Source organism: Chitinophaga rupis, from assembly GCF_900109685.1.
GTDB classification, from domain to species: domain Bacteria; phylum Bacteroidota; class Bacteroidia; order Chitinophagales; family Chitinophagaceae; genus Chitinophaga; species Chitinophaga rupis.
In genome coordinates this window covers 343359-363602 of the sequence record NZ_FOBB01000003.1, presented here as the reverse complement: position 1 = coordinate 363602, position 20244 = coordinate 343359, and the positions used below count along the sequence as shown (strand labels likewise).

Annotated in this window: 23 protein-coding genes; 16 read left to right on the top strand and 7 right to left on the bottom strand. The window is 47.3% G+C overall.

Annotated features, from left to right (window positions below; all coding sequences use genetic code 11):
- The first annotated feature begins 1 nt into the window (after position 1).
- Positions 2-1387: an undecaprenyl-phosphate glucose phosphotransferase gene (locus BMZ54_RS14595; RefSeq protein ID WP_089912814.1), complete on the top strand. Its 1386-nt coding sequence runs from the start codon at positions 2-4 to the stop codon at positions 1385-1387.
- Positions 1388-1614: 227 nt separating this feature from the next.
- Entirely contained in the window at positions 1615-2364 is a 750-nt protein-coding gene (locus BMZ54_RS14590) for a hypothetical protein (protein WP_089912811.1), read from the top strand.
- Positions 2365-2853: 489 nt separating this feature from the next.
- Here the strand turns inward: BMZ54_RS14590 and BMZ54_RS14580 are convergent, their stop codons facing one another.
- The gene (locus BMZ54_RS14580) at positions 2854-4263 is read right to left on the bottom strand and encodes a capsule assembly Wzi family protein (protein ID WP_162277546.1); all 1410 of its coding nucleotides are present in this window, start codon (positions 4261-4263) and stop codon (positions 2854-2856) included.
- Positions 4264-4580: 317 nt separating this feature from the next.
- On the opposite strand from BMZ54_RS14580, the gene BMZ54_RS14575 reads away from it, so the two are divergent.
- The 5 genes from BMZ54_RS14575 to BMZ54_RS14555 all read left to right on the top strand — a co-directional run bounded on the left by BMZ54_RS14575 (position 4581) and on the right by BMZ54_RS14555 (position 7821).
- Positions 4581-4979 carry an Hsp20/alpha crystallin family protein gene (locus BMZ54_RS14575; RefSeq protein ID WP_089912801.1) on the top strand — a complete coding sequence of 133 codons (399 nt, stop codon included), beginning with the start codon at positions 4581-4583 and terminating at the stop codon, positions 4977-4979.
- 86 nt (positions 4980-5065) lie between these two features.
- The gene (locus BMZ54_RS14570; RefSeq protein WP_089912797.1) at positions 5066-5623 is read left to right on the top strand and encodes an NADPH-dependent FMN reductase; all 558 of its coding nucleotides are present in this window, start codon (positions 5066-5068) and stop codon (positions 5621-5623) included.
- 81 nt (positions 5624-5704) lie between these two features.
- On the top strand, positions 5705-6583 hold the full coding sequence (locus BMZ54_RS14565) for an AraC family transcriptional regulator (RefSeq protein ID WP_089912794.1): 879 nt from the start codon (positions 5705-5707) through the stop codon (positions 6581-6583).
- A gap of 146 nt (positions 6584-6729) precedes the next feature.
- Positions 6730-7029, top strand: coding sequence for a hypothetical protein (locus BMZ54_RS14560; RefSeq protein ID WP_317043248.1), 300 nt, complete (start codon positions 6730-6732; stop codon positions 7027-7029).
- Positions 7030-7089: 60 nt separating this feature from the next.
- On the top strand, positions 7090-7821 hold the full coding sequence (locus BMZ54_RS14555; RefSeq protein ID WP_089912790.1) for a DNA-formamidopyrimidine glycosylase family protein: 732 nt from the start codon (positions 7090-7092) through the stop codon (positions 7819-7821).
- A gap of 1 nt (position 7822) precedes the next feature.
- On the opposite strand, the gene BMZ54_RS14550 is transcribed toward BMZ54_RS14555, so the two are convergent.
- The 3 genes from BMZ54_RS14550 to BMZ54_RS14540 all read right to left on the bottom strand — a co-directional run bounded on the left by BMZ54_RS14550 (position 7823) and on the right by BMZ54_RS14540 (position 9945).
- A complete protein-coding gene (locus BMZ54_RS14550) occupies positions 7823-8308 on the bottom strand; it encodes a DinB family protein (protein ID WP_089912788.1) in 486 nt (161 codons plus the stop codon).
- Positions 8309-8399: 91 nt separating this feature from the next.
- Positions 8400-9266 carry an SDR family oxidoreductase gene (locus BMZ54_RS14545; RefSeq protein ID WP_089912785.1) on the bottom strand — a complete coding sequence of 289 codons (867 nt, stop codon included), beginning with the start codon at positions 9264-9266 and terminating at the stop codon, positions 8400-8402.
- A 94-nt stretch (positions 9267-9360) separates the two neighbouring features.
- The gene (locus tag BMZ54_RS14540) at positions 9361-9945 is read right to left on the bottom strand and encodes a Crp/Fnr family transcriptional regulator (RefSeq protein ID WP_089912783.1); all 585 of its coding nucleotides are present in this window, start codon (positions 9943-9945) and stop codon (positions 9361-9363) included.
- Between the two features lie 64 nt (positions 9946-10009).
- Here BMZ54_RS14540 and BMZ54_RS14535 point away from each other — a divergent pair, with 64 nt between their 5' ends.
- The 6 genes from BMZ54_RS14535 to BMZ54_RS14510 all read left to right on the top strand — a co-directional run bounded on the left by BMZ54_RS14535 (position 10010) and on the right by BMZ54_RS14510 (position 14396).
- Positions 10010-10540 carry an isoprenylcysteine carboxyl methyltransferase family protein gene (locus BMZ54_RS14535; RefSeq protein ID WP_089912780.1) on the top strand — a complete coding sequence of 177 codons (531 nt, stop codon included), beginning with the start codon at positions 10010-10012 and terminating at the stop codon, positions 10538-10540.
- Between the two features lies 1 nt (position 10541).
- Positions 10542-10847, top strand: coding sequence for a GNAT family N-acetyltransferase (locus BMZ54_RS14530; protein WP_089912777.1), 306 nt, complete (start codon positions 10542-10544; stop codon positions 10845-10847).
- A gap of 26 nt (positions 10848-10873) precedes the next feature.
- Positions 10874-11290 (top strand): OsmC family protein, encoded by a 417-nt coding sequence (locus BMZ54_RS14525; RefSeq protein ID WP_162277545.1) that lies wholly within the window; start codon positions 10874-10876, stop codon positions 11288-11290.
- 189 nt (positions 11291-11479) lie between these two features.
- On the top strand, positions 11480-11908 hold the full coding sequence (locus tag BMZ54_RS14520; protein ID WP_089912770.1) for a MarR family winged helix-turn-helix transcriptional regulator: 429 nt from the start codon (positions 11480-11482) through the stop codon (positions 11906-11908).
- Between the two features lie 63 nt (positions 11909-11971).
- Positions 11972-12502 carry an NADPH-dependent FMN reductase gene (locus BMZ54_RS14515; protein ID WP_089912767.1) on the top strand — a complete coding sequence of 177 codons (531 nt, stop codon included), beginning with the start codon at positions 11972-11974 and terminating at the stop codon, positions 12500-12502.
- Positions 12503-12695: 193 nt separating this feature from the next.
- Complete coding sequence (locus BMZ54_RS14510; protein ID WP_202909249.1) at positions 12696-14396, top strand: hypothetical protein; 1701 nt, start codon at positions 12696-12698, stop codon at positions 14394-14396.
- 1 nt (position 14397) lies between these two features.
- Here BMZ54_RS14510 and BMZ54_RS14505 read toward each other — a convergent pair whose 3' ends face one another.
- Complete coding sequence (locus BMZ54_RS14505; protein WP_089912764.1) at positions 14398-15033, bottom strand: LysE family translocator; 636 nt, start codon at positions 15031-15033, stop codon at positions 14398-14400.
- Between the two features lie 3 nt (positions 15034-15036).
- Positions 15037-15945, bottom strand: coding sequence for an ATP-grasp domain-containing protein (locus BMZ54_RS14500; RefSeq protein WP_089912761.1), 909 nt, complete (start codon positions 15943-15945; stop codon positions 15037-15039).
- Positions 15946-16030: 85 nt separating this feature from the next.
- On the opposite strand from BMZ54_RS14500, the gene pdxR reads away from it, so the two are divergent.
- The 3 genes from pdxR to BMZ54_RS14485 are packed head-to-tail and all read left to right on the top strand — an operon-like array spanning position 16031 to position 18945.
- Positions 16031-17515, top strand: a complete 1485-nt coding sequence (gene pdxR / locus BMZ54_RS14495; protein WP_089912758.1) for a MocR-like pyridoxine biosynthesis transcription factor PdxR — start codon at positions 16031-16033, stop codon at positions 17513-17515.
- A 39-nt stretch (positions 17516-17554) separates the two neighbouring features.
- Positions 17555-18175: an HAD family hydrolase gene (locus BMZ54_RS14490; protein ID WP_089912755.1), complete on the top strand. Its 621-nt coding sequence runs from the start codon at positions 17555-17557 to the stop codon at positions 18173-18175.
- Between the two features lie 8 nt (positions 18176-18183).
- The gene (locus tag BMZ54_RS14485; RefSeq protein WP_089914166.1) at positions 18184-18945 is read left to right on the top strand and encodes a ThuA domain-containing protein; all 762 of its coding nucleotides are present in this window, start codon (positions 18184-18186) and stop codon (positions 18943-18945) included.
- A 280-nt stretch (positions 18946-19225) separates the two neighbouring features.
- On the opposite strand, the gene BMZ54_RS14480 is transcribed toward BMZ54_RS14485, so the two are convergent.
- Positions 19226-20023, bottom strand: a complete 798-nt coding sequence (locus tag BMZ54_RS14480) for a glycoside hydrolase family 16 protein (protein ID WP_089912751.1) — start codon at positions 20021-20023, stop codon at positions 19226-19228.
- Between the last annotated feature and the right edge of the window lie 221 nt (positions 20024-20244).

Here is a 20244-nt window from a genome sequence, read left to right as displayed (position 1 = left end):
TATGTTAGACCGATATCTTAAAATTTGCAGTATCCAGATCGTGGTGCTGGACTTTATTGGACTGAATGCAATTTTTTACCTGGTAAGATCCTGGCTGCGGCAGAACGGCCTGGCTATTCATATTGACGTAGATACTTTTTTGCTGGGCGCCAATATTGCCTGGATGGTAGCCTTGTATACCACCGGTATTTATTTTGCCAGCCAGCAGCTCTCATACGAGCGGGTGGCGCGTAAAACATTACAGAGTATTTTCCTGTTCCTGTTATTCCTGCTGGCCTACCTGTTCCTGAACCGGTTGCTGTACTCGCGCATTTTCGTGATCCTGTACTGCTCCCTGTTTGTGATGGTGGTGCTCATTAACCGTTTCCTGTTTTACCTGGTCACCAATTACATTCTGCGCAGTAAAGCTATTCAGAAGAAGGTGGTGATACTGGGCTACAATGAGGTATCCAAGCGGCTGGTGGATAGTTTCCTGGATGTAAAGAGCAACCTGCAGTTTGAAGGTTTTTTTGAAGAGTACAGCAAAGTGCATGAGCTTTCTTACTACCCGGTGATCGGGAACCTGGAAGACTGTGTGCCGTATGCTAAATCGAATAACATCCGCGAGATCTACTCTACGCTGTCGCCGGAGCAGTTCCCGTATCTGTACACGCTGGCGCATGAGGCGGAGAAACATTTTATCCGCTTCCGTTTTGTACCGGACTTCCGCATGTTTGTGAACCGGCAGATATACATTGACTATTTCAATAATATTCCAATTATCTCCCTGCGTTCCGAACCGCTGGATGATATTGCCAATCGTATCCGCAAACGCATTTTTGATATTGCAGTGAGTGGGCTGGTAACCATTTTTATTCTAAGCTGGCTGATCCCGCTGCTGGCGCTGTTGATACGCCTGGAATCCAAAGGACCTATCTTTTTCATTCAGCACCGTACGGGCCGTAATAACCAAACCTTCCGCTGCCTGAAGCTGCGTAGTATGAAGGTGAACAAGGATGCGAATGAAAAGCAGGCATCGCGGAACGATAACCGCTTTACACGCATTGGCCGCATCCTGCGTAAAACCAACCTGGATGAAATGCCGCAGTTCCTGAACGTGCTGCTGGGCGATATGTCTATTGTAGGGCCGCGCCCGCATATGCTGCGCCATACGGAAGAATATTCCCGTATTATTCAGCAGTACATGGTGCGCCACTTCTTGAAACCCGGTATTACCGGCTGGGCACAGGTGAATGGTTTCCGGGGTGAGATCACGGAAGAACACCAGCTGAAAAAACGTATTGAGCACGATATCTGGTACATGGAAAACTGGTCTGTGTACCTGGATCTGCGCATCATGTTTATGACTGTAATGAATACAGTGCGTGGCGATAAAAATGCATTCTAGTAAGGCGAACGCCTTGTAATGAGTAGTAAAAAGCGGGCATATAAACGTAAAAAACAGTATATTGTACTTGTTTCAGTAGCGTGATTTTTTTAAAAAGATGCAAACTTGCAGTAAAATAAAAACGGGAAGATTATTGTTTATATTCTGATATGTAAGCGGGAACCATATAGCAACCCTTTATTCACTAAGATCATTTAACATTGGGCACAAGAAATCCGGGTTTGACAATGAAAGCTTCACCCTTAAATCGTTTTGATCTGCTGGGAAGCAGAGGCTTGATCGAAGATATTTTTCATGAATTGAAATCGATCCTGTCCAGCATCCTGTCCAGCGTAGAGCTTATTGAGCTGTACGGTGGCAATAGCAGCAATCCGGGCCAGGGAGAGAAAGCAACCAGCGGAAAAATAACGCGGCAGGCAGGAGCCATTAAATCGCAGGTGATAGAGTTGGAGTTCCAGCTGCAAAATGTCAGGATCATTCAACATATCTTAAATAAGTCATTTGAACCCAAAAAGAATTTAACGAGTATCGTTTTTTTCCTGCGCAACTTTATGCATGATGAGCCGTATGACACGCTCTTTGGATCTACCGTGGAAATGGAGATGCACAAGGAGCATGCAGATGCTTATGTGGATGAGTTTCTGATCAAGCAGATGGTGCTGAACATCTTTTTCTGGATGATGAAGAACTCACCTACGAATGAGTCGCCGGAAATGCGGTTTATTTTCGAGGAAAATCATTTTGAGATCAAAGGCAGCTTTTCTGCCAATGCAGCCAGCTATTTCTTTTCGTCGTACGAAAAACCATACGACAGCGGCAAGATGCATTTTGATACGGAAATGCTGAACCAGCGTATTTATTACCTGATCTCTTACATCGCAGAGCTGCATGAAGGCAGCTTTGATGTAACGGTAGAGGCGGGGAAGAATGTGGAGATACTGGTGAAGATCCCGTACCGCCCGGCTTATACATTGTAAACGATTAACTATTTCAGATAATAGGAAAAAGGATCCGGTTTTCGCCGGATCCTTTTTTGTTTGGAGAAGTATTGGCTTTGGCAGGAGGAGAGTAGTAGGAGGAAGTGCTGGCGGTGAGAGAGAGACGAATTGTTTGTTAGGAAATGTGAGGGTGAATGCAGTGAGAGAGCGAGTGCTTTTTGCAACGTAAGTATACACAGCAGGTAAGAGGGGCGTGGTTTAGGGAAGGTAAAGTGAATGCAGTGTTGTTGGAGATTAAAATGAATGTGAAAAGGAGGAGAATTGTTGTTTGGGAAATGAAAATGATCAATGTAAAAGTAAATTACAGTAGGAGTAGGTATTATTACAAGAATATAAAATGTAAATTTTTAAATAATAGGTACAAATCTATGCCAGGGATCCCAATCGTTGTATTCCCTTAAAAACAAAATGCAGCGATCACATTCCTGAACCGCTGCATTCTATTAATTATTCATTCTTAATTATTCACTACTCATTCCGCGTTCGCCGGTCAAACGACCAGGTAACCCCCAGCAGTCCTCCCACATTATCTGTCAGCTCTCCCCAGTCCAGCCCCAGGCCGGCACGTACGGTCAGCGGAATGGAAGGCAGCTGGTAGCTGAATTCCTGCAAACCGTAAAACTCATATTTGGAAGGCGAGAATACGCCGGGTAAAGCATTGCCATAGTTCTGTGTAAAGGTGAGGCGTGTTTTGGCATTCACTGTTTTCGCAATGGTGTACATAACGCCCAGGTGCCCGCCTACCACGCGGTTATTTACAATGTTCCAGCCTTTGCCCTTGAAGGAATCAACAGGCGCGCCCCAGTCAAATGGCGCAATGTGTCCCGGGAAATATTCGCTGGCTTTTTTGCGGTCGGTGAACAGCGGGGTGCCTACAATACGGTCCTGGTATTCCCAGCCGGTAAGGTAAATACCGTTGTTATAATAACTTTCCCGCAGGCGTATCAGGTACCAGTCGTTCATTTGCTTGGTGTAAATAAATTCACCCACTACCTTCTTCAGCCAGGAATCTTCGTGTTTATTGGTATAAGCTACACCCCAGAGCCGGTCTATATTACGGATGTTAATACCCTGGCCTGTTTCAAAAGGCATTTGCATGTAGGCATGTATGCCGGTAACATCATTTTCCCAGTCAATAGTACCTTCTATTACCCCGCGGTGGTCGCCGGCGCGGTTAGGCAGTATATCGCCTCCAACGCTGCCGTCGTTGGCTTCCTTAGCCAGTAATACATTCCAGAAGCCGCCGAATGATTTATCCAGCTTAGGCAAGCCATCCCGGTGCCCGGCCCATACGGCAAAGTGTTCTATGCCGGCGCCTACTTTCAGCTTTTGCTTACCTACGCGCAGGTACAGGGTTTTCTGGTGATACCAGGCATCGCGTACGAATTGGTTATGGTCGCCCATCCAGCCATGGCTGATCTGGCCTTTGAACTGTAACCAGCCGTTGGTATAAGGAACGTCCACATAATTGGTTAACGCAAGCCCGATCTGCGGTATGGGCAGCGCATTGCCGCTTACGCCCAGTGAGCCGCTGGAAAGGTCTGGATCTACTTCGCCAATGATCTCGTTATAACGGCCGGCGCGCAGCTCCAGGTTCTTATAGCCTAGCTTAAGGTAGCCTTCCTGGAAGAACACTTTTTTAAAGTGGTCGTTGTTGTTCAGGTATGCGCCGTACTTGATGTAAAACTGATCATTGTTACCCAGCACATGCATATTGCTGAAACCTACCTGGGTAGAGAGGTCTGACTTACGGTCTGTTAATGCGCCGTAATGTTGTGCAGTGATCCACAAAGGCTGGTAGTCTTTAGTGGCAAAAGTACCTGTGGTGCCTACTTGAATAAGTAGCGAATCCAGGAACTGTGCGTGCACAGGTGCCATAAACAGGTACAATAAAACAGTCAACAGAAGGGTGTTCCGTCTCATAAAATTATTCCGGTTTTTCAGTGTCGTTAGTATGGGCTTTAGTTGAAATCTGCTAGTGTTATTGCGCTGCATGAACGAATACAGTATCTGATACTACGCGGCAATTTAGCAGGGATTTGCAGCAATTCAATTACTCGAACCAGTACAATCAAGAAGCGGGCCAATGCGTTAAAATCCGCCACCCTATAGGGAAATAACGGAAAAAAAATATTTCTGCCGCTCAATCGTCATCAAAGGGAAGTACTATTATTTCACTTTTTAAAAAGTACAACATGAACTACCATCAGTCATGGGCCGCAAAAGGCCAACACTACGGAGGCAGGAACCGGCACCTGCTTATCCGCTCAATGGAAAGAGCTGCCGTGAACATTTACAAAACAGACAGCAGCTATGAAATGCTGGTATTTGCCCCGGGCCGCATCCGGGAACATTTTCACCTGGAGGTGAAGGGCAACGAGCTGGTTGTTTCCTACACGCCACCGGATGGTTTTCCGCGCCCGGATTGGGTACGGCGGGAATACAGCCGCGGAGGATTTGAGCGCAGCTTTACGCTGAATGAGTCCATTGATGCAGCAAACATCGCTGCAAAGTATGTGGATGGCGTATTGCAGGTAACCCTGCCTCTAATAGCCGGCAGGGAAGCTACGCAGCACATTATACCGGTTAGCTAAGCCGGTAACAACCCTGTAAAAGCAAACAGGCGGTGGCATAAAAGCTGCTGCCTGTTTTTATTTGAAAGGATGTTTACATTTACGGCATGAACGCTCATCCATATAAAGTGCTGGCTATTTCCGGCAGCACAAGAAAAGATTCTGCCAACCTGCAACTGCTGAAAGCCTTTGCCTCCCTGGCCGAAGGCCGGCTGCAGGTAGAGATCTACCAGGCCATAGATACCTTACCGCATTTTAACCCCGACCTGGATGTTACCCCCGCACCACCTGCCGTACAAATATTCCGTGATAAGATCCAGGCTGCCGATGGTGTGGTGATCTGCACACCGGAATACGTGTTCACCTTACCGGGCAGCTTAAAGAACGCGCTGGAATGGATGGTATCTACCACTATTTTTTCCGGCAAGCCGGTGGCACTTATTACCGCATCGGCCATGGGCGATAAAGCGCATGAAGCCCTGCAGCTGGTAATGAAAACTATTGAATCCCGGTTTACCGCAGCTACCCAGCTGCTGATCCGCGGGGTAAAGGGAAAGGTGGATGGCAATGGCCATATTACGGATGCAGCAACTAAAACCGCAGTAGCAGAACTGGTCACTGCTTTTACCAGCCTTATAGCCGGGGAAAATACCCCGGATCAGTAAAAAGTACCATAGGAACCCTGTTTGATCCCACGGTTAGGCCAGGGCCTTTTGTAACTTTGCTGTGTACAAAAGCAATCACCCATGGCAAAGACAAAGATACCGGTATATGATATTTACAGCATCATTCCGGGTCATACCCAGCAGGACCTGCTGATGGAGCGCCTGGGCCCTTATGTACAAAAGCATCAGCACCTGCACAGCCAGCACGGGCATTCCTTTTATCACCTGGTGCTGTTCACCAAAGGAGCCGGTACGCATACCATCGACTTTACCCATTTTACCGTACAGCCGTACCAGGTATATTTTATGATACCCGGACAGGTACACAGCTGGCATTTTGAGGGTGGGGTAGAAGGTTACCTGGTGCACTTTTCACCGGCCTTTTTTCAATCCTTTTTAAATGATCAGCAATACCTGGCGCGCTTTGACTTTTTTAAAGGCGATAGTGAAGCGGCCGTGTTAAAGATCCCGGCGACTTTACGGGAAACCGTGGTGCAGCTGTTTGAGCATATGCTGCAGGAGCTGGAAAAACCGCGGGAGAGCGGGCTGGATATGATACGCACTTACCTGCTGCAATTTTTTATTCAGCTGGAACGCAGCACCGCTACAGGCATGCGGCATAATATACCGCCGCAAAAACAATTACTGCTGAATAACTTTCAGCAGCTCATTCACCAGCATTACAACACCATCCGTTTGCCTAAAGAATATGCGGAGCTGTTGTACATAACGCCCAACCACCTGAATGCCCTGTGCCAGGACCTGCTGGGTAAAACCGCCGGTGAAGTGATCCGCGACCGTGTGCTGCTGGAAGCCAAGCGCCTGCTGGTGAATAAGGAGCTTACCATTACAGAAATTGCCTGGCATCTTAACTTCCAGGATAACTCCTACTTCAACCGGTTCTTTAAAAAGAACACGGGGCTAACACCGGAAGCGTTCCGTAAACAATTCAGTCATTAAAAATACTATATACTATGTGTGCCCATGAACATCATCCCAACAAGCCGAATTTACTGCTAAGCGTATTACAGAATAAATGTCCGCGCTGCCGTACCGGTAAATTATATAAGCACAGCAATCCTTATAACCTAAAGAACTTTATGGAAATGAAAACATATTGTGATGTATGCGGGCAGCCTTCAGAACCGGAAACCGGTTTTTACTTTGGCACCGGGTACGTGAGCTATGCTTTATCTGTAGCCATTAGTGTGGCCAGCTTTATTGCCTGGTGGGTGCTGATAGGCTTATCCATAAATGATAACCGCCTGTTCTGGTGGATAGGGGGGAATGCCGTGCTGCTGTTGCTTATGCAGCCTTTGCTGATGCGCCTTTCCCGTATTATATGGCTTTCCTTTTTTGTGTATTATGACCGGAACTGGTATACGGATAAGATTGTGCACGGTTAAGCACGGTTTGCGGCTGGCGCGCCTTTTGTGTACATACCGGTACGCCAAAACACGCAAATTATGCCGGAAGGTCCGTCCATTGTAATATTAAAGGAAGCAGTACAACTATTCAAAGGCAAAAAAGTAATAAGTGCCGGGGGTAATACCCGGCTGGAATTACCCCAGCTCGAGGGCCAGGTAGTAAAGGATTTTAAAAGCTGGGGTAAACATTTCCTCATTTGTTTTCCCAAGTTCACCATCCGGGTACACTTTATGTTATTCGGCTCTTACCTGATCAGCCAGGAAAAGCAAACAACGCCCCGCCTGTACCTGCAGTTTAAGAACGGTACCCTGAATTTATATGCCTGCTCCATTAAGCTGATCACCGAACCGTTAGATGAGGTGTATGACTGGAGCGCCGATGTGCTGAGTGAAAGCTGGGATGCTAAAGCGGCAAAGAAAAAGCTGCTGGCCATGCCGGATATGCTGGCCTGCGATGCGTTGCTGAACCAGGATATTTTTGCAGGCTCCGGCAATATTATTAAAAATGAAGTGCTGTTCCGCATACAGGTGCACCCGCTTAGCATTATTGGTAAACTGCCAGCCAAACAGCTTAACCTGCTGATCAAAGAAGCAGTGCAGTACAGCTATGATTTCCTGGAATGGAAAAAAGCGTTTGTATTAAAAAAGCACTGGCTGGCACATACGAAAAAGACATGCCCGCGCTGCAATATTCCGCTGGTAAAGCAACACCTGGGTAAAACCAACCGCCGTAGTTTTTTCTGCAATAACTGCCAGGAGCTGTATCAATAAGCTATTTATTCTTAGCCCATGCCAGCTGTCCCTGGTGGTAAGCGTTATGATTAGTGCGGTTCAGCAATACGCTTAAACGGTTGCGGTGGGGCTCCTTTGCAAAATCTTCATCTGTTATCATAGTATGTTTTTGCAGCCATTCTTCCGGTGTGAGCTTATTAAACTGTTCCCTTAATATTTGGTTGATGTTGGTCCAGTAAGCGCGCAGGTCCTGCGCGGATGGCAGATCGGCAATAGCTTTGTCCGGGTTGGAAATAAAGGCTTCATCCAGCTGCAGGTATTGCCGCTGGCCCAGGTCAAGCAGGGGCAGCATCATGTCATGCACGGCTACCAGGTGGCCTAGAATATAGATACCGCGGTTACGGCCCGGTGCTATTTCTGTTAACAGCTGCTCATCTGTTAAACTATCGAAGATAGCGGTGGTACGTTTGATGTTCATTTCCCATGCATGCAGGGCTATCTTTATAAATAACTGTGATTGTTCCATCCTTATATGGTTTAGGCAGGAAAGTTAAAAGAAAGTTTTATATGCAGCAAAACGGGATGCTACCCGTTTGCTGCAATAAGCCTGGTTTAGGTCACGAAGGCTGGTAACCATAAGCGGCTAACCAGCGTTTTTTAATAGCGGCGCGGCTATCAATAAATTCCTGGTCGGTGCCCTGTGCAATAGCATCCAGCGGGAAACGTAAAGGGCGTGTGCCTTTTTCCATATTCACCAGCTTCAGTATACCGTCTGCGATCACCTGGGGATCCATTTTAAAGGCGGCCATCTTTCCAAATAAAGCAGTACCTAATGCCTGGAAGGCCTGTGCGGAGCTTTCGCCATAAGCGGCTATAATATCTTCCCGGTCTGCATTTACGCCTGTTTTGCTCCCATTGTTCATTTCCGTAGGGTACACGCCCGGCTGCAGGGATACGTTTTCAATACCAAATGCTTTCAGCTCTTCCTGGATACCTTCTGTAATAGTTTCTATACCAAATTTTGAAATAAAATAAGGGATCATGAAAGGCATGGTAAAGCCACTGGCGCCGCTGGTAATGTTGATAATAAGCCCATTCTTTTTTTCACGCATGGATGGCAGCACCGCCTGGTAGGTGCGCAGCACACTGAATAAATTCACATCCAGCATTTCACGCACCTGGTTCAGCGAATAAGCTTCCAGTAAGCCGTAACCAGTAACGGCTGCATTATTCACCAGCACATCTATTTTACCGTGCTGCGCCAGGGTTTGTTGGATGGCGTTCTGTACGGATGTATCGCTGGTAATATCCATTTCCACCACATGAATGTTGGGGAGCGCTGCCAGCTCCTGTGCTACGGCTGCATTTTTACCGGTGGTGCCACGCATGGCTGCTATAACGGTATGGCCGGCCTGGGCCAGTGTAAGGGCGCTGAGCTTACCGAAACCAGTGCTGGTGCCGGTAATTAAAACTGTTTTTGACATTGTGATTGATTTTTTACATCACAAAATTAGGCCGGAAGCAAGGGGCCCCGGAATGACAAAAAGCAAGAAAAGGGCTTGACATTTATCAAGAAGATTATTTAGAAAGCGCCTGTTTACGGATCCGGCTCAGGGTTTCAGCGGAAATGCCGAGGTAAGAGGCGATCATATGCTGCGGAAAGCGTTGCAGAAAATAGGGGTGTGTTTTCAAAAGGTCCAGGTACCTTTCTTCAGCCGTGTAGCTGATCACAGCCTGGATCCTTTTTTGTGCGGCAATGGAACCGCGTTTGTCCAGCTCCTGTGTCATTTCCATAACAGCCGGTACGGCATCGCGTAAGGAAAGGTAGGAGGAGCGTGAGATCTGTAACAGCTCCGTTTCTTCCCAGGCATCAATATTATACCGGCTAGGGGTTTGCATTTCAAAACTTTCACGGTCTGCCATCCACCATTGCTCAATACCAAAACGTACTATATGTTCATTACCTTTTTCATCTATGGAGTATTGGCGCATAGCGCCCTTTACCATAAACGATAAGTATTTACATACATCCCCTTCCTGTAGCAGATATTGTTTTTTACGGAGCTTTTTAGGCTTGAAAGCATCGCGGATAAGGACTGCCTGTTCCGCTGTAATGGGCGTAACTGAACGCTGGCTAATGTATGTTAACAGGATGTCGTACATAAAGGCTGGGCGCTAAGTTAAACTATTTTTTGGCTACCTTTGCGCAAGACTTATAGCAGCACCCATGGAAGCCACAACTCTCCTCATTTTTTATGCTTTTGTATTTATCCGTCTGTTATCTATTTTTATTTCTACCGGTAATGAACGTAAACTAAAAAAGATGGGCGCTGTGGAATATGGCAAAAGGAACTCTGCGTTTTTAGTGCTGGCCCACTTTGCCTATTACATTGCCGCGGCTATTGAAGGCGGCCGTAGGGGCGCTTTTTTCTTTGATGCCATTAGCTTTGCGGGATTGGGTATTTATGTGTTCTCCATTCTTATGCTGTATTATGTGATCTATAGCATACGCCACGTATGGACGGTGAAGCTTATTATAGCGCCTGCCTCACACCATGTACTCAACCGCTCATTCTTATTTAAATATATAAAACATCCGAACTACTTCCTGAACGTGATACCGGAGCTGATAGGCATTGCGGTGTTCCTGCATGCATGGGTTACATTAGGCGTGGGAATGGTAATATATCTGATACCATTAATTACCCGCATACGGCAGGAAGAAGCGGTAATGAAAGAGCATTTTCAAAACTATTAATATGGCAGAAATTAAGATCAGGCTCAATCAAAAACAACACGGCGCTTTTTATGTGCTGGAAGGTGAGCAGCAAATGGGAGAAATGGTGATAGGCATAGCGGGTAAGGCGCTCACCGCTTACCATACAGAAGTATTGCCGGAAGCAGAAGGCAAGGGATATGGCCGGCAGCTGCTGGATGCGCTGGTGGCTTATGCGCGGGAACACCAGCTACAGGTGGTGCCGTTGTGCCCTTATGTGCATGCACAGTTCAAACGCCACCCGGAAAATTATGCAGATATCTGGAACCCGGAAGCAGCTGCGGAATAATTGTATCTTGTACAAAACAATTTGCTTTGCCAAAGATTATAGCTACTGCTGAAGCGGTTAACACCGGCGCTAATTATTCAACGGAAATTAAGGTACACCAGCACCAGCTGCTGGCCGATGAGCTGGCGGAAGCAGGCGGTACAGATACCGGCCCTGCGCCGGGCGATTATGTATGCACGGCCCTGGCCTCCTGCAAAGTTATCACCCTGCGCATGTACGTACAGCGCAAACAGTGGAAGGTAGATACTATTAAAGTAAAGGTAGACCTGGTAAAGGGCGATCAGATGCCCTCGGGCAACAATACTTTTTTTTGTGAGGTAACGATAACGGGGGAACTGGATGACAGCCAGCGCGCCCGCCTGCTTGAAATTTCCAAAGCATGCCCCATTCACAAGCTGCTGAGCAAACCCAGCGAAATTGTGACCATTATGGATGGAATGTAATAATTCTTCTGAACGGGCATAGTTGCCTGTCTGGAATAACAGTTGGCCAGTTCGGGGATAATATTTGTGCCGTTACTTTTTACTTCGTATATACGCTACCAGCAAAAATATCATAACTTAATAGTCCCTGCAACCCTGGCTACTTAAAATTATTATGCCGGCTATGTAATTTTTTCCTACTTTTGTTTTGTGAAAGAAAATCAGCATTATACCGGCATTGGCTTCCTGTTTGTTGAGATCTGCAAACGCAGGCGCAACAAGAAGAACGAGATGCTGTCAGCCGTAAATATTTACGAAGGGCAGGATTTTTTGCTGTACCGCCTGTGGCAGAAGGACGGGCAAAGCATGTCGGAGCTGGCGGAAAAGATCTGTATACAGCAGGCCACCATGTCCACCATGATACGGCGTATGGAGGCTAACGGACTCATTAAAAAAGTAACAGACCAGGAAGATAAACGTTCCTCTCACATTTACCTCACAGCTAAAGGCAAGGCCGCGCTTGAGCTGGCCGGTAAAATAGGCGGGGAGCTGGATGATGTAACGGTAAAGGGTTTATCTGTTACGGAAAGAAAAACCCTGGATGAGCTGCTGCAAAAAGTAATGAAGAACCTCGAATAGCTTTTTTTTGAATAAATACATTGCCGGCTATATAATTTATTTTATTACTTAAACTTCCTGAATATGAAAATTGCAATTATATCCAGCAGCATACGGCAGGGAAGGCGTTCCCATGGTGTGGCGCTGGCATTAGAAAATAAGATCCGCACGCTCTCTGCACATGAAGTTTTTATCATAGACCTTGCAGATGCGAACAGCGTACCGGCTAACATTGGCAGTAAGCTGGCGGCAGCAGATGCCATGCTGTTTGTGTCGCCGGAATATCACGGCGGTTATGCTGCCGCTTTAAAAAGGGCTACAGAAGAAGTGGATCGTTCCGTATTTATAGAAAAGCCTATTGGCGCAGTAAGCGTAAGCGGCGGGCCAATGGGTGGCATCCGCGCTGCCCTGCAAATGCAGCAGCTGATACTGGCGCTGTATGGTTTTCCGTTGCCAACAATGCTGCTGGTACCGGTTGTGCAGGAAAAGATCAATGCAGCCGGTGAAATCTTAGATAAGGCATTTGAAGATAAAACCATCCAGTTCCTGCATAGATTCCTGTGGCTGTCAGAAGCGGTGGATGAAAAGAAACAGGCTATGCGCACAGCCGGGTAAAACAGGCTGGTAAATATGATCAGCATTGGAGGGTGTCTCGACAAGAAGAGACGCCCTTTTTATTCGGGTAGCTGATGGAGACAGGCCGTTGTTTAAACAAGCCTTCGTTTATTTTTGAGGCATCTTCTTTTTGTGTTATAGATGGTAGTAAGCGCCTCGTAAATTTTAATTATCTTATTACCAAATTCCACGTATGCAAAAATTACTTTGCCTGCTCCTGGGCGTAGGCCTGGCAACGGGTTGTAAGGAAAATGCAAGCTTTCCCGTAATACAGCAGCACCTGGCGCGTATAGACAGTATGCCGGCCATTCCCCAGCCCTTACAGGTCATTGACTGGTACGCCATGGCCCGCCGTTTTGATAGCACCGTGTACGACTTTCATGCCACCGGTGCGCACTGGCCCCTGGTATGGTGGGATAGCAGCGGCCATAACTTTCCGCAGCCGGTAGTAGGTTTATTTACTGCGCTGGATGATCAGCGGCAGGGCACGCACAACAAAGGCATGTTCCATGAAGCGCTGGCCACCATGGGGGCTACCCTGGGCGCTACACTGGTGGGCATTGATAAAAGCAAGGGCCTGAATTACGTGGGCATGCTTAAGAATTATTTTAACCGGGAAACCGGCTGGAATATTATGATGAACAATACCTGCCCGGAAGTAGCGCTGCTGGGAGGCGGTTACGGGCGCGACTGGTGGTACGACGTATATCCCAACCTGTTATTCTACGCTATTTACGACCACTATCCCAGCCAACCGGGCTTTGATACGCTGGCGCACCGCATTGCAGAAAAATTTTACCAGGCAGATTCCGTATTACAGGGCAACTATAATCACTCCTTTTTCGATTACGCCCAGCTGCAACCTAAAGAAAATGCCATCTGCAAACAGCCCGATGCTGCTGCAGGCCATGCATACGTGCTGTACGCAGCCTATAAAAAGTTTGGGGATGCCCGTTATCTGCAAGGCGCTGTACATGCATTACGAACACTGGAACAGCAGCGCAGCAATACTTTTTACGAAATATTTATGCCTTTCGCCGCTTACCTGGCGGCGCGTTTAAATGCAGAACAGGGGGCACATTTTAATGTACAGCAATTCCTGGAATGGAGCTTTGATGGCACTGCCCAATGCCGCAGCGGCTGGGGCGTGCTGGTAGGCCGCTGGAACGGGCTGGATATTTCCGGTATTGTAGGTAATACGCAGGACCGCGGCGGCTATGGTTTTTTAATGAACACTTTTGATGCTGCCTGGCCATTGATGCCGCTGGTGCGTTATGATGCATCCTACGCCAATGCCATGGGAAAATGGATGTTACATGCAGCCAATGCCGCCCGTTTCTTTTACACGCAATACATGCCGGACGATCATGAAACCATTCCGCAGCAGGCTGCCATCACCAAAGGAGTAATAGGGTATGAAGGTATTATACATTCACCCTCTTACCCGCAATATGCGCATTTACAGGCGCCGGTAGCGCAGGGCGATGGCCCGTTATGGGCGCCGGGCAACCCGGATGTATCACAGTTCAGCGTATATGGCAGCGGGCATGTAGGTATTTTTGGCAGCATTATCCGCAACACCAATGTGCCGGGTATTTTACAGCTGAATTTACTGGCAACAGACTTTTTCAGGGAAGACGCCTATCCAACCTTCCTGTATTATAACCCTTACCCGCAAACAAAAACAGTACAAATAGCTGTAGGGAATAAGCCGGTGCGTTTATACAATACCGTTATCCATGATTTTATATCGGCAACGGTGCAGGGGAATTATGAGCTGGTATTACCGCCGGCTACTGCAGCCGTACTGGTAAGCACCCCGGCTGATGGAACAGTGGCGAAGCAACAGCACAACTTATTGGTTAACGGGGTAATTGTAGATCATCATTTATAGGTTATTTTCCCTTATCCAGCGCCATTTTTAGCGCCAGGCCGGAAAGCACGCTTGCCATAAACCATTTCTGCACCCGCACCCATTTAGGATTAGCGGCAAACCATTTGGTTACCCGCGATGCCAGTAGAATAATACTGCCATTTACCGTAAAGCTGATGCATAGCTGGGTAAAACCCAGCAGCAGGCTTTGTGCCAGCAAATTGCCATACTCCGGTTTAATGAACTGCGGAAAAAAGGAGAGGTAAAATACCGCCACCTTGGGGTTCAGCATATTGGTGAAAAGCCCCATGCTGAATAGTTTGGCCGGCCCATCGGCCTGCAGGTTCTTTTGCGTTTCAAACACACTTTTGCTGCCGGGTTTTACCGCCTGCCAGGCCAGGTACAACAGGTAAATAACACCCGTTGTTTTTAATACCATGTACGCATAGGGCACGGTAAATAAAATAGCCGTTAGCCCGAATGATACCAATACAATATGGAACAAAAAGCCGCAGGCCACACCGGCTAAGGAAATAAGCCCTGCCTTTTTACCCTGGGTAATAGACCGGGATATCAGGTATATCATGTTAGGTCCTGGTGTAATAACCATTACAAAGGCAGCCAGCATAAACAACAGGAGGGATGATAAGGGTATCATGGCTCAGGAAGGTTGTAAGGTGGAAGAAGCAGTACGCTGCGCTAAGTTAAACATTAAAGCATTGTAATAAATTTCATATCCATTGGGTACATCGCCCAGGAACAGGTAAGGTTCTATCAGCTCCAGCTCCATAAGTGTGAACACTCCCTTGATCACTACCCCATCTACCCGGGCATACAGGCAGCCTTTGGCAAAGTGCTGCACAAAAGCAGCCGCTTCCTGCACATGTAAAGGGTGGGGGATAGTGGTATGCGTGGTGCCGCCATACATGGGCTGCACGCGGAAATCGCCTGAGCGCGGGCGTTTTACCACGCAGTGGCTAAACTGGCCGTTAAAGAAAATGAACGACCATTCCCCTTCGGTTTCAATTTCCTTTATAAAAGGCTGCACAATAAAAGCCTCTTTTTCCAGCAGGCCGGTTAAGCGTTGCTGTACTTCCTGCATATTACCCGGCGTAACCGTAAAGGTTTCTTTGGCGCCGGCGCTAACGCAGGGTTTTATGATTAACTGCTCTGTGTTGAATTGCTGGAAAAACGGAGCAAGCCTTGCGGGTGCTCCGTTTTCTATGATGGCGGAAGGAATGACGCTGAAACCAGCATCAATCATTTCTTTTAAATAATGTTTATCACTGTTCCATTTTATAATGTGCTGCGGGTTTAGCATAGGGATGTTTAAGGCCGCAATCCGGTCCAGCCACTGGTAGAACTGCGTAATTTTTTCATGATAATCCCAGGGCGCTTTTACCAGCAGCAGGTCATAAGCATCCCAGCGCACAGCGGCATCTGTCCAGATAACGCGTTCTATGTTCAGGCCTTTATTGGAGAGAAAAGCCAGCAGCAGGCTTTCTTCATCTTCTATTGTTTCAATAACATATTTTTCCTGTGTTTCGTAACACACGTATGCAATCTTCATGACGTTTCATTTGTGATGCAGAACAAAAGTAATTGTATATTGGCATCGGAAAAAGAGCCATTTTGAGAATTTTAACAGGGCCATTATGAGCAAAACCTCCCCGCAGATCTTTATGCCATTCATACGCCTGAACAAACAGGATGGCATGCCGCTATACTCCCAGCTCTATGAGCAGATCAAGCAGGCCATTTTTAACGGGCATCTGAAAGCAGGGGAGCGCATGCCGGCCACCCGCACACTTTCCGTGGAGCTCTCCGTATCGCGCAACAGCGTGTTCCAGGCATATGACCAGCTGATGCTGGAAGGTTTTTTAGAAGGTAAAAAGGGGGATGGCACCTATGTAATGCAGCTGGATAATGTGCAACGCAAATATGTACCAACGCCGGTACAAAAGAAAACAACGCTGGCAAATACGGTGAAGTATAAAGATGCTTCCCTGGCTGAAAGCACCCTGCTGAGCGACAGCTCCCTGGAACCGCCGCTGCCTTTTCAAAGCTGCGTAATGGACATGCAGCATTTCCCCGTTAAAGTATGGTCGCGCATAGCAGCTAACATTTACCGTAATCTGCATAAGATATACCTGGGGTACCTGGATACACAGGGACATTTGCCACTGCGGCAGGCCCTGGCCGATTACCTGCGGGTGAACCGCTCTATTGTTTGCTCGCCTGACCAGATCCTGATCGTGAACGGATCGCGGCAGGCCATTAACCTGGCAGCGCAGCTGCTGATAAAAAAGGGAGACCAGTGCTGGATGGAAGATCCCGGCTACCGCTCCGGAAGGGCGGCTATTACGCGCTGGGGCGGTATCGTATGCCCGGTACCGTTAACGGAGTATGGGCTGGATATTGATTATGGCATGCAGCACTACCCGGATGCAAAGCTAACCTACGTTACCCCCTCTCACCAATACCCCCTGGGCGGCACGCTGCCTTTAAGCGAACGTTTAAAGCTGTTGCAATGGGCCGCCAAGCACCAGATGTGGATCCTGGAAGATGATTATGACAGCGAGTTCCGTTATAACGGCCGCCCGGTGCCTGCTTTAAAGGGCCTGGATGATAAGGGGCATGTGATCTACATCGGCACTTTCAGCAAAGTATTGTTCCCGGCATTGCGGATCGGTTACATGGTGCTGCCTGCGGCAGATATGGCAAAACAGTTCAAGATGCTGAAATCCACCATTGACCGGCAAAGTCCTGTGATAGACCAGGCCATTGTAGCGCAGTTTATGCACGAAGGGCACTTTGCAAGGCACCTGCGCAAAATGCGCACACTGTATAAAAAGCAGCAGGAGGAGCTGCTACAGCTGCTGGAAAAACAGGTGGGCAAATACATTACCGTTACGCCTTCCGATACAGGCATCCATCTTATTGGCTGGTTAAAACAACCCTGCGATATGGAGCTGCTGCTGCAAAAAGCGGCAGCCGCCAATATTATTGTGCAGCCGTTGCAGGACTTTACTATCCGCTTTAAACAACCGCAGGGATTACTGTTAGGGTTCACCGGCTTTCAGCATGCAGAGATGGAGCAGGCCGTACTAAAATTAAAACGGGTGTTAAGCAGCTTATAATTACCCCGCATTTCTCAGATTTTTATTACTTTTAAAATCATGCAACAAAAATCTCCCATCACCACATTGTTCCTGGATATTGGCGGCGTACTGTTAAGCAACGGTTGGGACCGTGCTGCCCGCAAACTGGCTGCCAGTGAGTTTTCGCTGGATCCGCTGGAATTTGAAGAACGTCATCACCTTACCTTTGATACGTACGAGGAAGGAAAGCTGACCCTGGACGAATACCTGGACCGTATTGTATTTTATGAGCACCGCTCTTTTTCCAGGCAGCAGTTCAAAGACTTTATGTACAGCCGTACGGAAGCGTACCCGGAAATGATTGAAATGATATGCCAGATCAAGGAGAAGTATAAGCTAAAGCTGGCCATTGTAAACAACGAGGGCCGGGAGCTGAATGAATACCGCATCCGCACCTTTGGGCTGAATAAGTTTATAGATTTCTTTATTTCTTCCTGTTTTGTACACTTCCGCAAGCCTGATGCAGATATTTTCCGCATTGCGCTGGATATTGCGCTGGTAAAACCAGATGAAGTGATCTATATAGAAGACCGGGCCATGTTTGTATCCGTGGCAGAGAACTTAGGCATTAACGGACTGCTGCACGAAAGTTATGCTGCTACCCGGGAAATGCTGGCTAAATGGGGCTTCCCGCTGTAAATAAAAAAATGAAACAACTGCTGCTTACGGGTTGTGCCCTGCTGTTACTGCTGCAGGCACACGCACAAAGCCCACGGCTCCGCGTGCTGGCCATTGCAGAAAATGGCGGGCATCATATTGCTTATTCCAAAGCAGCGCGGGTATGGTTAGATCAGCTGGCGGCAGATAGCAGCTTTGCCATTGATTACATACAGAACACAGATAGTATTGATGCAGCCTACCTGAAAAAATACCAGCTTTTTATTCAGCTGGATTATCCGCCCTATGCCTGGAAAGAAAAAGCAGTAAAGGCTTTTGAGCAATACATTAACACGGGACAGGGGGGATGGATAGGGTTTCACCATGCTACGTTATTAGGTGAGTTTGACGGCTACCCTATATGGCAATGGTTTTACCGTTTTATGGGCAGCATCCGTTTTAAGGATTATATTCCTGATTTTGCAGATGGTACCGTGCAGGTAGAAGATAGCAAGCACCCGGTAATGAAGGGGATACCGGCGTCTTTTCTGATTGAGAAAGAGGAATGGTATACCTACGATAAAAGCCCCCGGCCGAATGTGCATGTAATTGCCAGTGTAAATGAAGGAACATATACGCCTGCATCTGCTAAAAAAATGGGCGATCATCCCGTGATCTGGACTAACCCTCATTACAAGGCCCGTAACGTATATATTTTTATGGGCCACGCGCCGGAGCTGTTTAATAACGTAAACTACACTACGCTTTTCCGCAATGCTATTTTCTATTGCAGTGAAAAAAGTAAAAAATAAAAAAGTAAAAGTTAAAAACTGGATGCAGGTAGTGCTATTGAATGAATACAATTCAACGCAGGAGTTTGCTTCGCCGCTCTTTCCGCCCTGCTCCCCGCAATGACGCCTTTTTAACTTTTACATTTAATTTTTACTTATAAAAGCCATATAGGTTCCTGTCATATACATGCAGTACTACCAACCAATTTTTACTTTTTACCTTTTACCTTTTTACTTAAAAAACGGGGCTGGTAATGCAACCAGCCCCGTTTTCTATGCCCGTCTTATTAGCCGTAATCGATTACAGCGGTCTGTAAATAAACTGGTGGATGATCAGCTCCACTTCCTGGCCATTGGAAGGCGCCAGGTGATTGAACAGCCACAGGTTCATATGTACCGGTAATGCAAGGGTGCTAACCGGGAAACCCGCAGGCGTGGTCCAGGGGAAAAAAGAGTTGTTGATATCTTCCGTATGGCCGTGATAGCCCCGGTAAGAAACTGCGCTGCTGGTGCGGTAAAATGTATGCGTGGTATACGTACCGTTCAACGCCAGCTCAAATTCGTGGTGTGCATTGGAGTCTGGATCGCCGCTGGAAGGGTATACGGTGTAATTGTAATTGGGCCAGGCATTGTTACCCCAGCGTGCAAATTCAATATCCACTTCATGATGGCCATCGTCGCCCGCTTTGTAGTTAAACAAGCCGAACACAATGTTTTTGTCCAGCTGGTCTACACGGCCTTCAATTTTCCAAACATAAGTACCGTAACCAAAACTTTGCTGCGATGTAACTTCAGCGCAGTACCAGCGGCCGGTGGCCGCATCTTTGCGGATCTTCATGTGCAGGTGGCCGCTGGCATCTACCCAAACGTTACTGGTGCTGCTGCTCCAGTAATTATCATCGGGGCCGCTGGTGCCTGCTTCATCGCGTACCGTCCAGTTAATACCGCTAAAGCTGATGGTTCTTTCAGCGAGGGCTTTTACCGGCGCTGCTTTTTGAGAGTTCGTTGCTGTATCTGGTTTTTCAGTCGTCAGATCATTGTGCTTACTACAGCTTGCCAGGGTTGCCAGGGTAATGGCAAGAATAAAGGCTCTATGCATAGGATTGCGTTTTAAGAATAAAAAAATGGTTAACGTTAATTGTTCAATAGCTCAGACGGGCATAGGTCGGCAGCAAAGTATTTCATTTATCTAACAAATTATAGCACACCAAAAATATTCCTCAATCAGTGCATTTTTATCTACACCTTTATCGGTATAAACAGCAGCAGATACCTGCATCTCCTGTTTTTCAGTTAGGCATTGGTTTTGAACCCTTAGTG

What these genes read in the sequence shown, in the direction of transcription:
- BMZ54_RS14550 (WP_089912788.1), bottom strand. Translation starts at nt 8,308, where the DNA reads ATGGAACAATCACAGTTATTTATAAAGATAGCCCTGCATGCATGGGAA.
- pdxR (WP_089912758.1), top strand. Translation starts at nt 16,031, where the DNA reads ATGAGCAAAACCTCCCCGCAGATCTTTATGCCATTCATACGCCTGAAC.
- BMZ54_RS14570 (WP_089912797.1), top strand. Translation starts at nt 5,066, where the DNA reads ATGAACGCTCATCCATATAAAGTGCTGGCTATTTCCGGCAGCACAAGA.
- BMZ54_RS14505 (WP_089912764.1), bottom strand. Translation starts at nt 15,033, where the DNA reads ATGATACCCTTATCATCCCTCCTGTTGTTTATGCTGGCTGCCTTTGTA.
- BMZ54_RS14575 (WP_089912801.1), top strand. Translation starts at nt 4,581, where the DNA reads ATGAACTACCATCAGTCATGGGCCGCAAAAGGCCAACACTACGGAGGC.
- BMZ54_RS14500 (WP_089912761.1), bottom strand. Translation starts at nt 15,945, where the DNA reads ATGAAGATTGCATACGTGTGTTACGAAACACAGGAAAAATATGTTATT.
- BMZ54_RS14515 (WP_089912767.1), top strand. Translation starts at nt 11,972, where the DNA reads ATGAAAATTGCAATTATATCCAGCAGCATACGGCAGGGAAGGCGTTCC.
- BMZ54_RS14580 (WP_162277546.1), bottom strand. Translation starts at nt 4,263, where the DNA reads ATGGCACCTGTGCACGCACAGTTCCTGGATTCGCTACTTATTCAAGTA.
- BMZ54_RS14485 (WP_089914166.1), top strand. Translation starts at nt 18,184, where the DNA reads ATGAAACAACTGCTGCTTACGGGTTGTGCCCTGCTGTTACTGCTGCAG.
- BMZ54_RS14565 (WP_089912794.1), top strand. Translation starts at nt 5,705, where the DNA reads ATGGCAAAGACAAAGATACCGGTATATGATATTTACAGCATCATTCCG.
- BMZ54_RS14555 (WP_089912790.1), top strand. Translation starts at nt 7,090, where the DNA reads ATGCCGGAAGGTCCGTCCATTGTAATATTAAAGGAAGCAGTACAACTA.
- BMZ54_RS14480 (WP_089912751.1), bottom strand. Translation starts at nt 20,023, where the DNA reads ATGCATAGAGCCTTTATTCTTGCCATTACCCTGGCAACCCTGGCAAGC.
- BMZ54_RS14490 (WP_089912755.1), top strand. Translation starts at nt 17,555, where the DNA reads ATGCAACAAAAATCTCCCATCACCACATTGTTCCTGGATATTGGCGGC.
- BMZ54_RS14540 (WP_089912783.1), bottom strand. Translation starts at nt 9,945, where the DNA reads ATGTACGACATCCTGTTAACATACATTAGCCAGCGTTCAGTTACGCCC.
- BMZ54_RS14595 (WP_089912814.1), top strand. Translation starts at nt 2, where the DNA reads ATGTTAGACCGATATCTTAAAATTTGCAGTATCCAGATCGTGGTGCTG.
- BMZ54_RS14535 (WP_089912780.1), top strand. Translation starts at nt 10,010, where the DNA reads ATGGAAGCCACAACTCTCCTCATTTTTTATGCTTTTGTATTTATCCGT.
- BMZ54_RS14590 (WP_089912811.1), top strand. Translation starts at nt 1,615, where the DNA reads ATGAAAGCTTCACCCTTAAATCGTTTTGATCTGCTGGGAAGCAGAGGC.
- BMZ54_RS14560 (WP_317043248.1), top strand. Translation starts at nt 6,730, where the DNA reads ATGAAAACATATTGTGATGTATGCGGGCAGCCTTCAGAACCGGAAACC.
- BMZ54_RS14510 (WP_202909249.1), top strand. Translation starts at nt 12,696, where the DNA reads ATGCAAAAATTACTTTGCCTGCTCCTGGGCGTAGGCCTGGCAACGGGT.
- BMZ54_RS14545 (WP_089912785.1), bottom strand. Translation starts at nt 9,266, where the DNA reads ATGTCAAAAACAGTTTTAATTACCGGCACCAGCACTGGTTTCGGTAAG.
- BMZ54_RS14530 (WP_089912777.1), top strand. Translation starts at nt 10,542, where the DNA reads ATGGCAGAAATTAAGATCAGGCTCAATCAAAAACAACACGGCGCTTTT.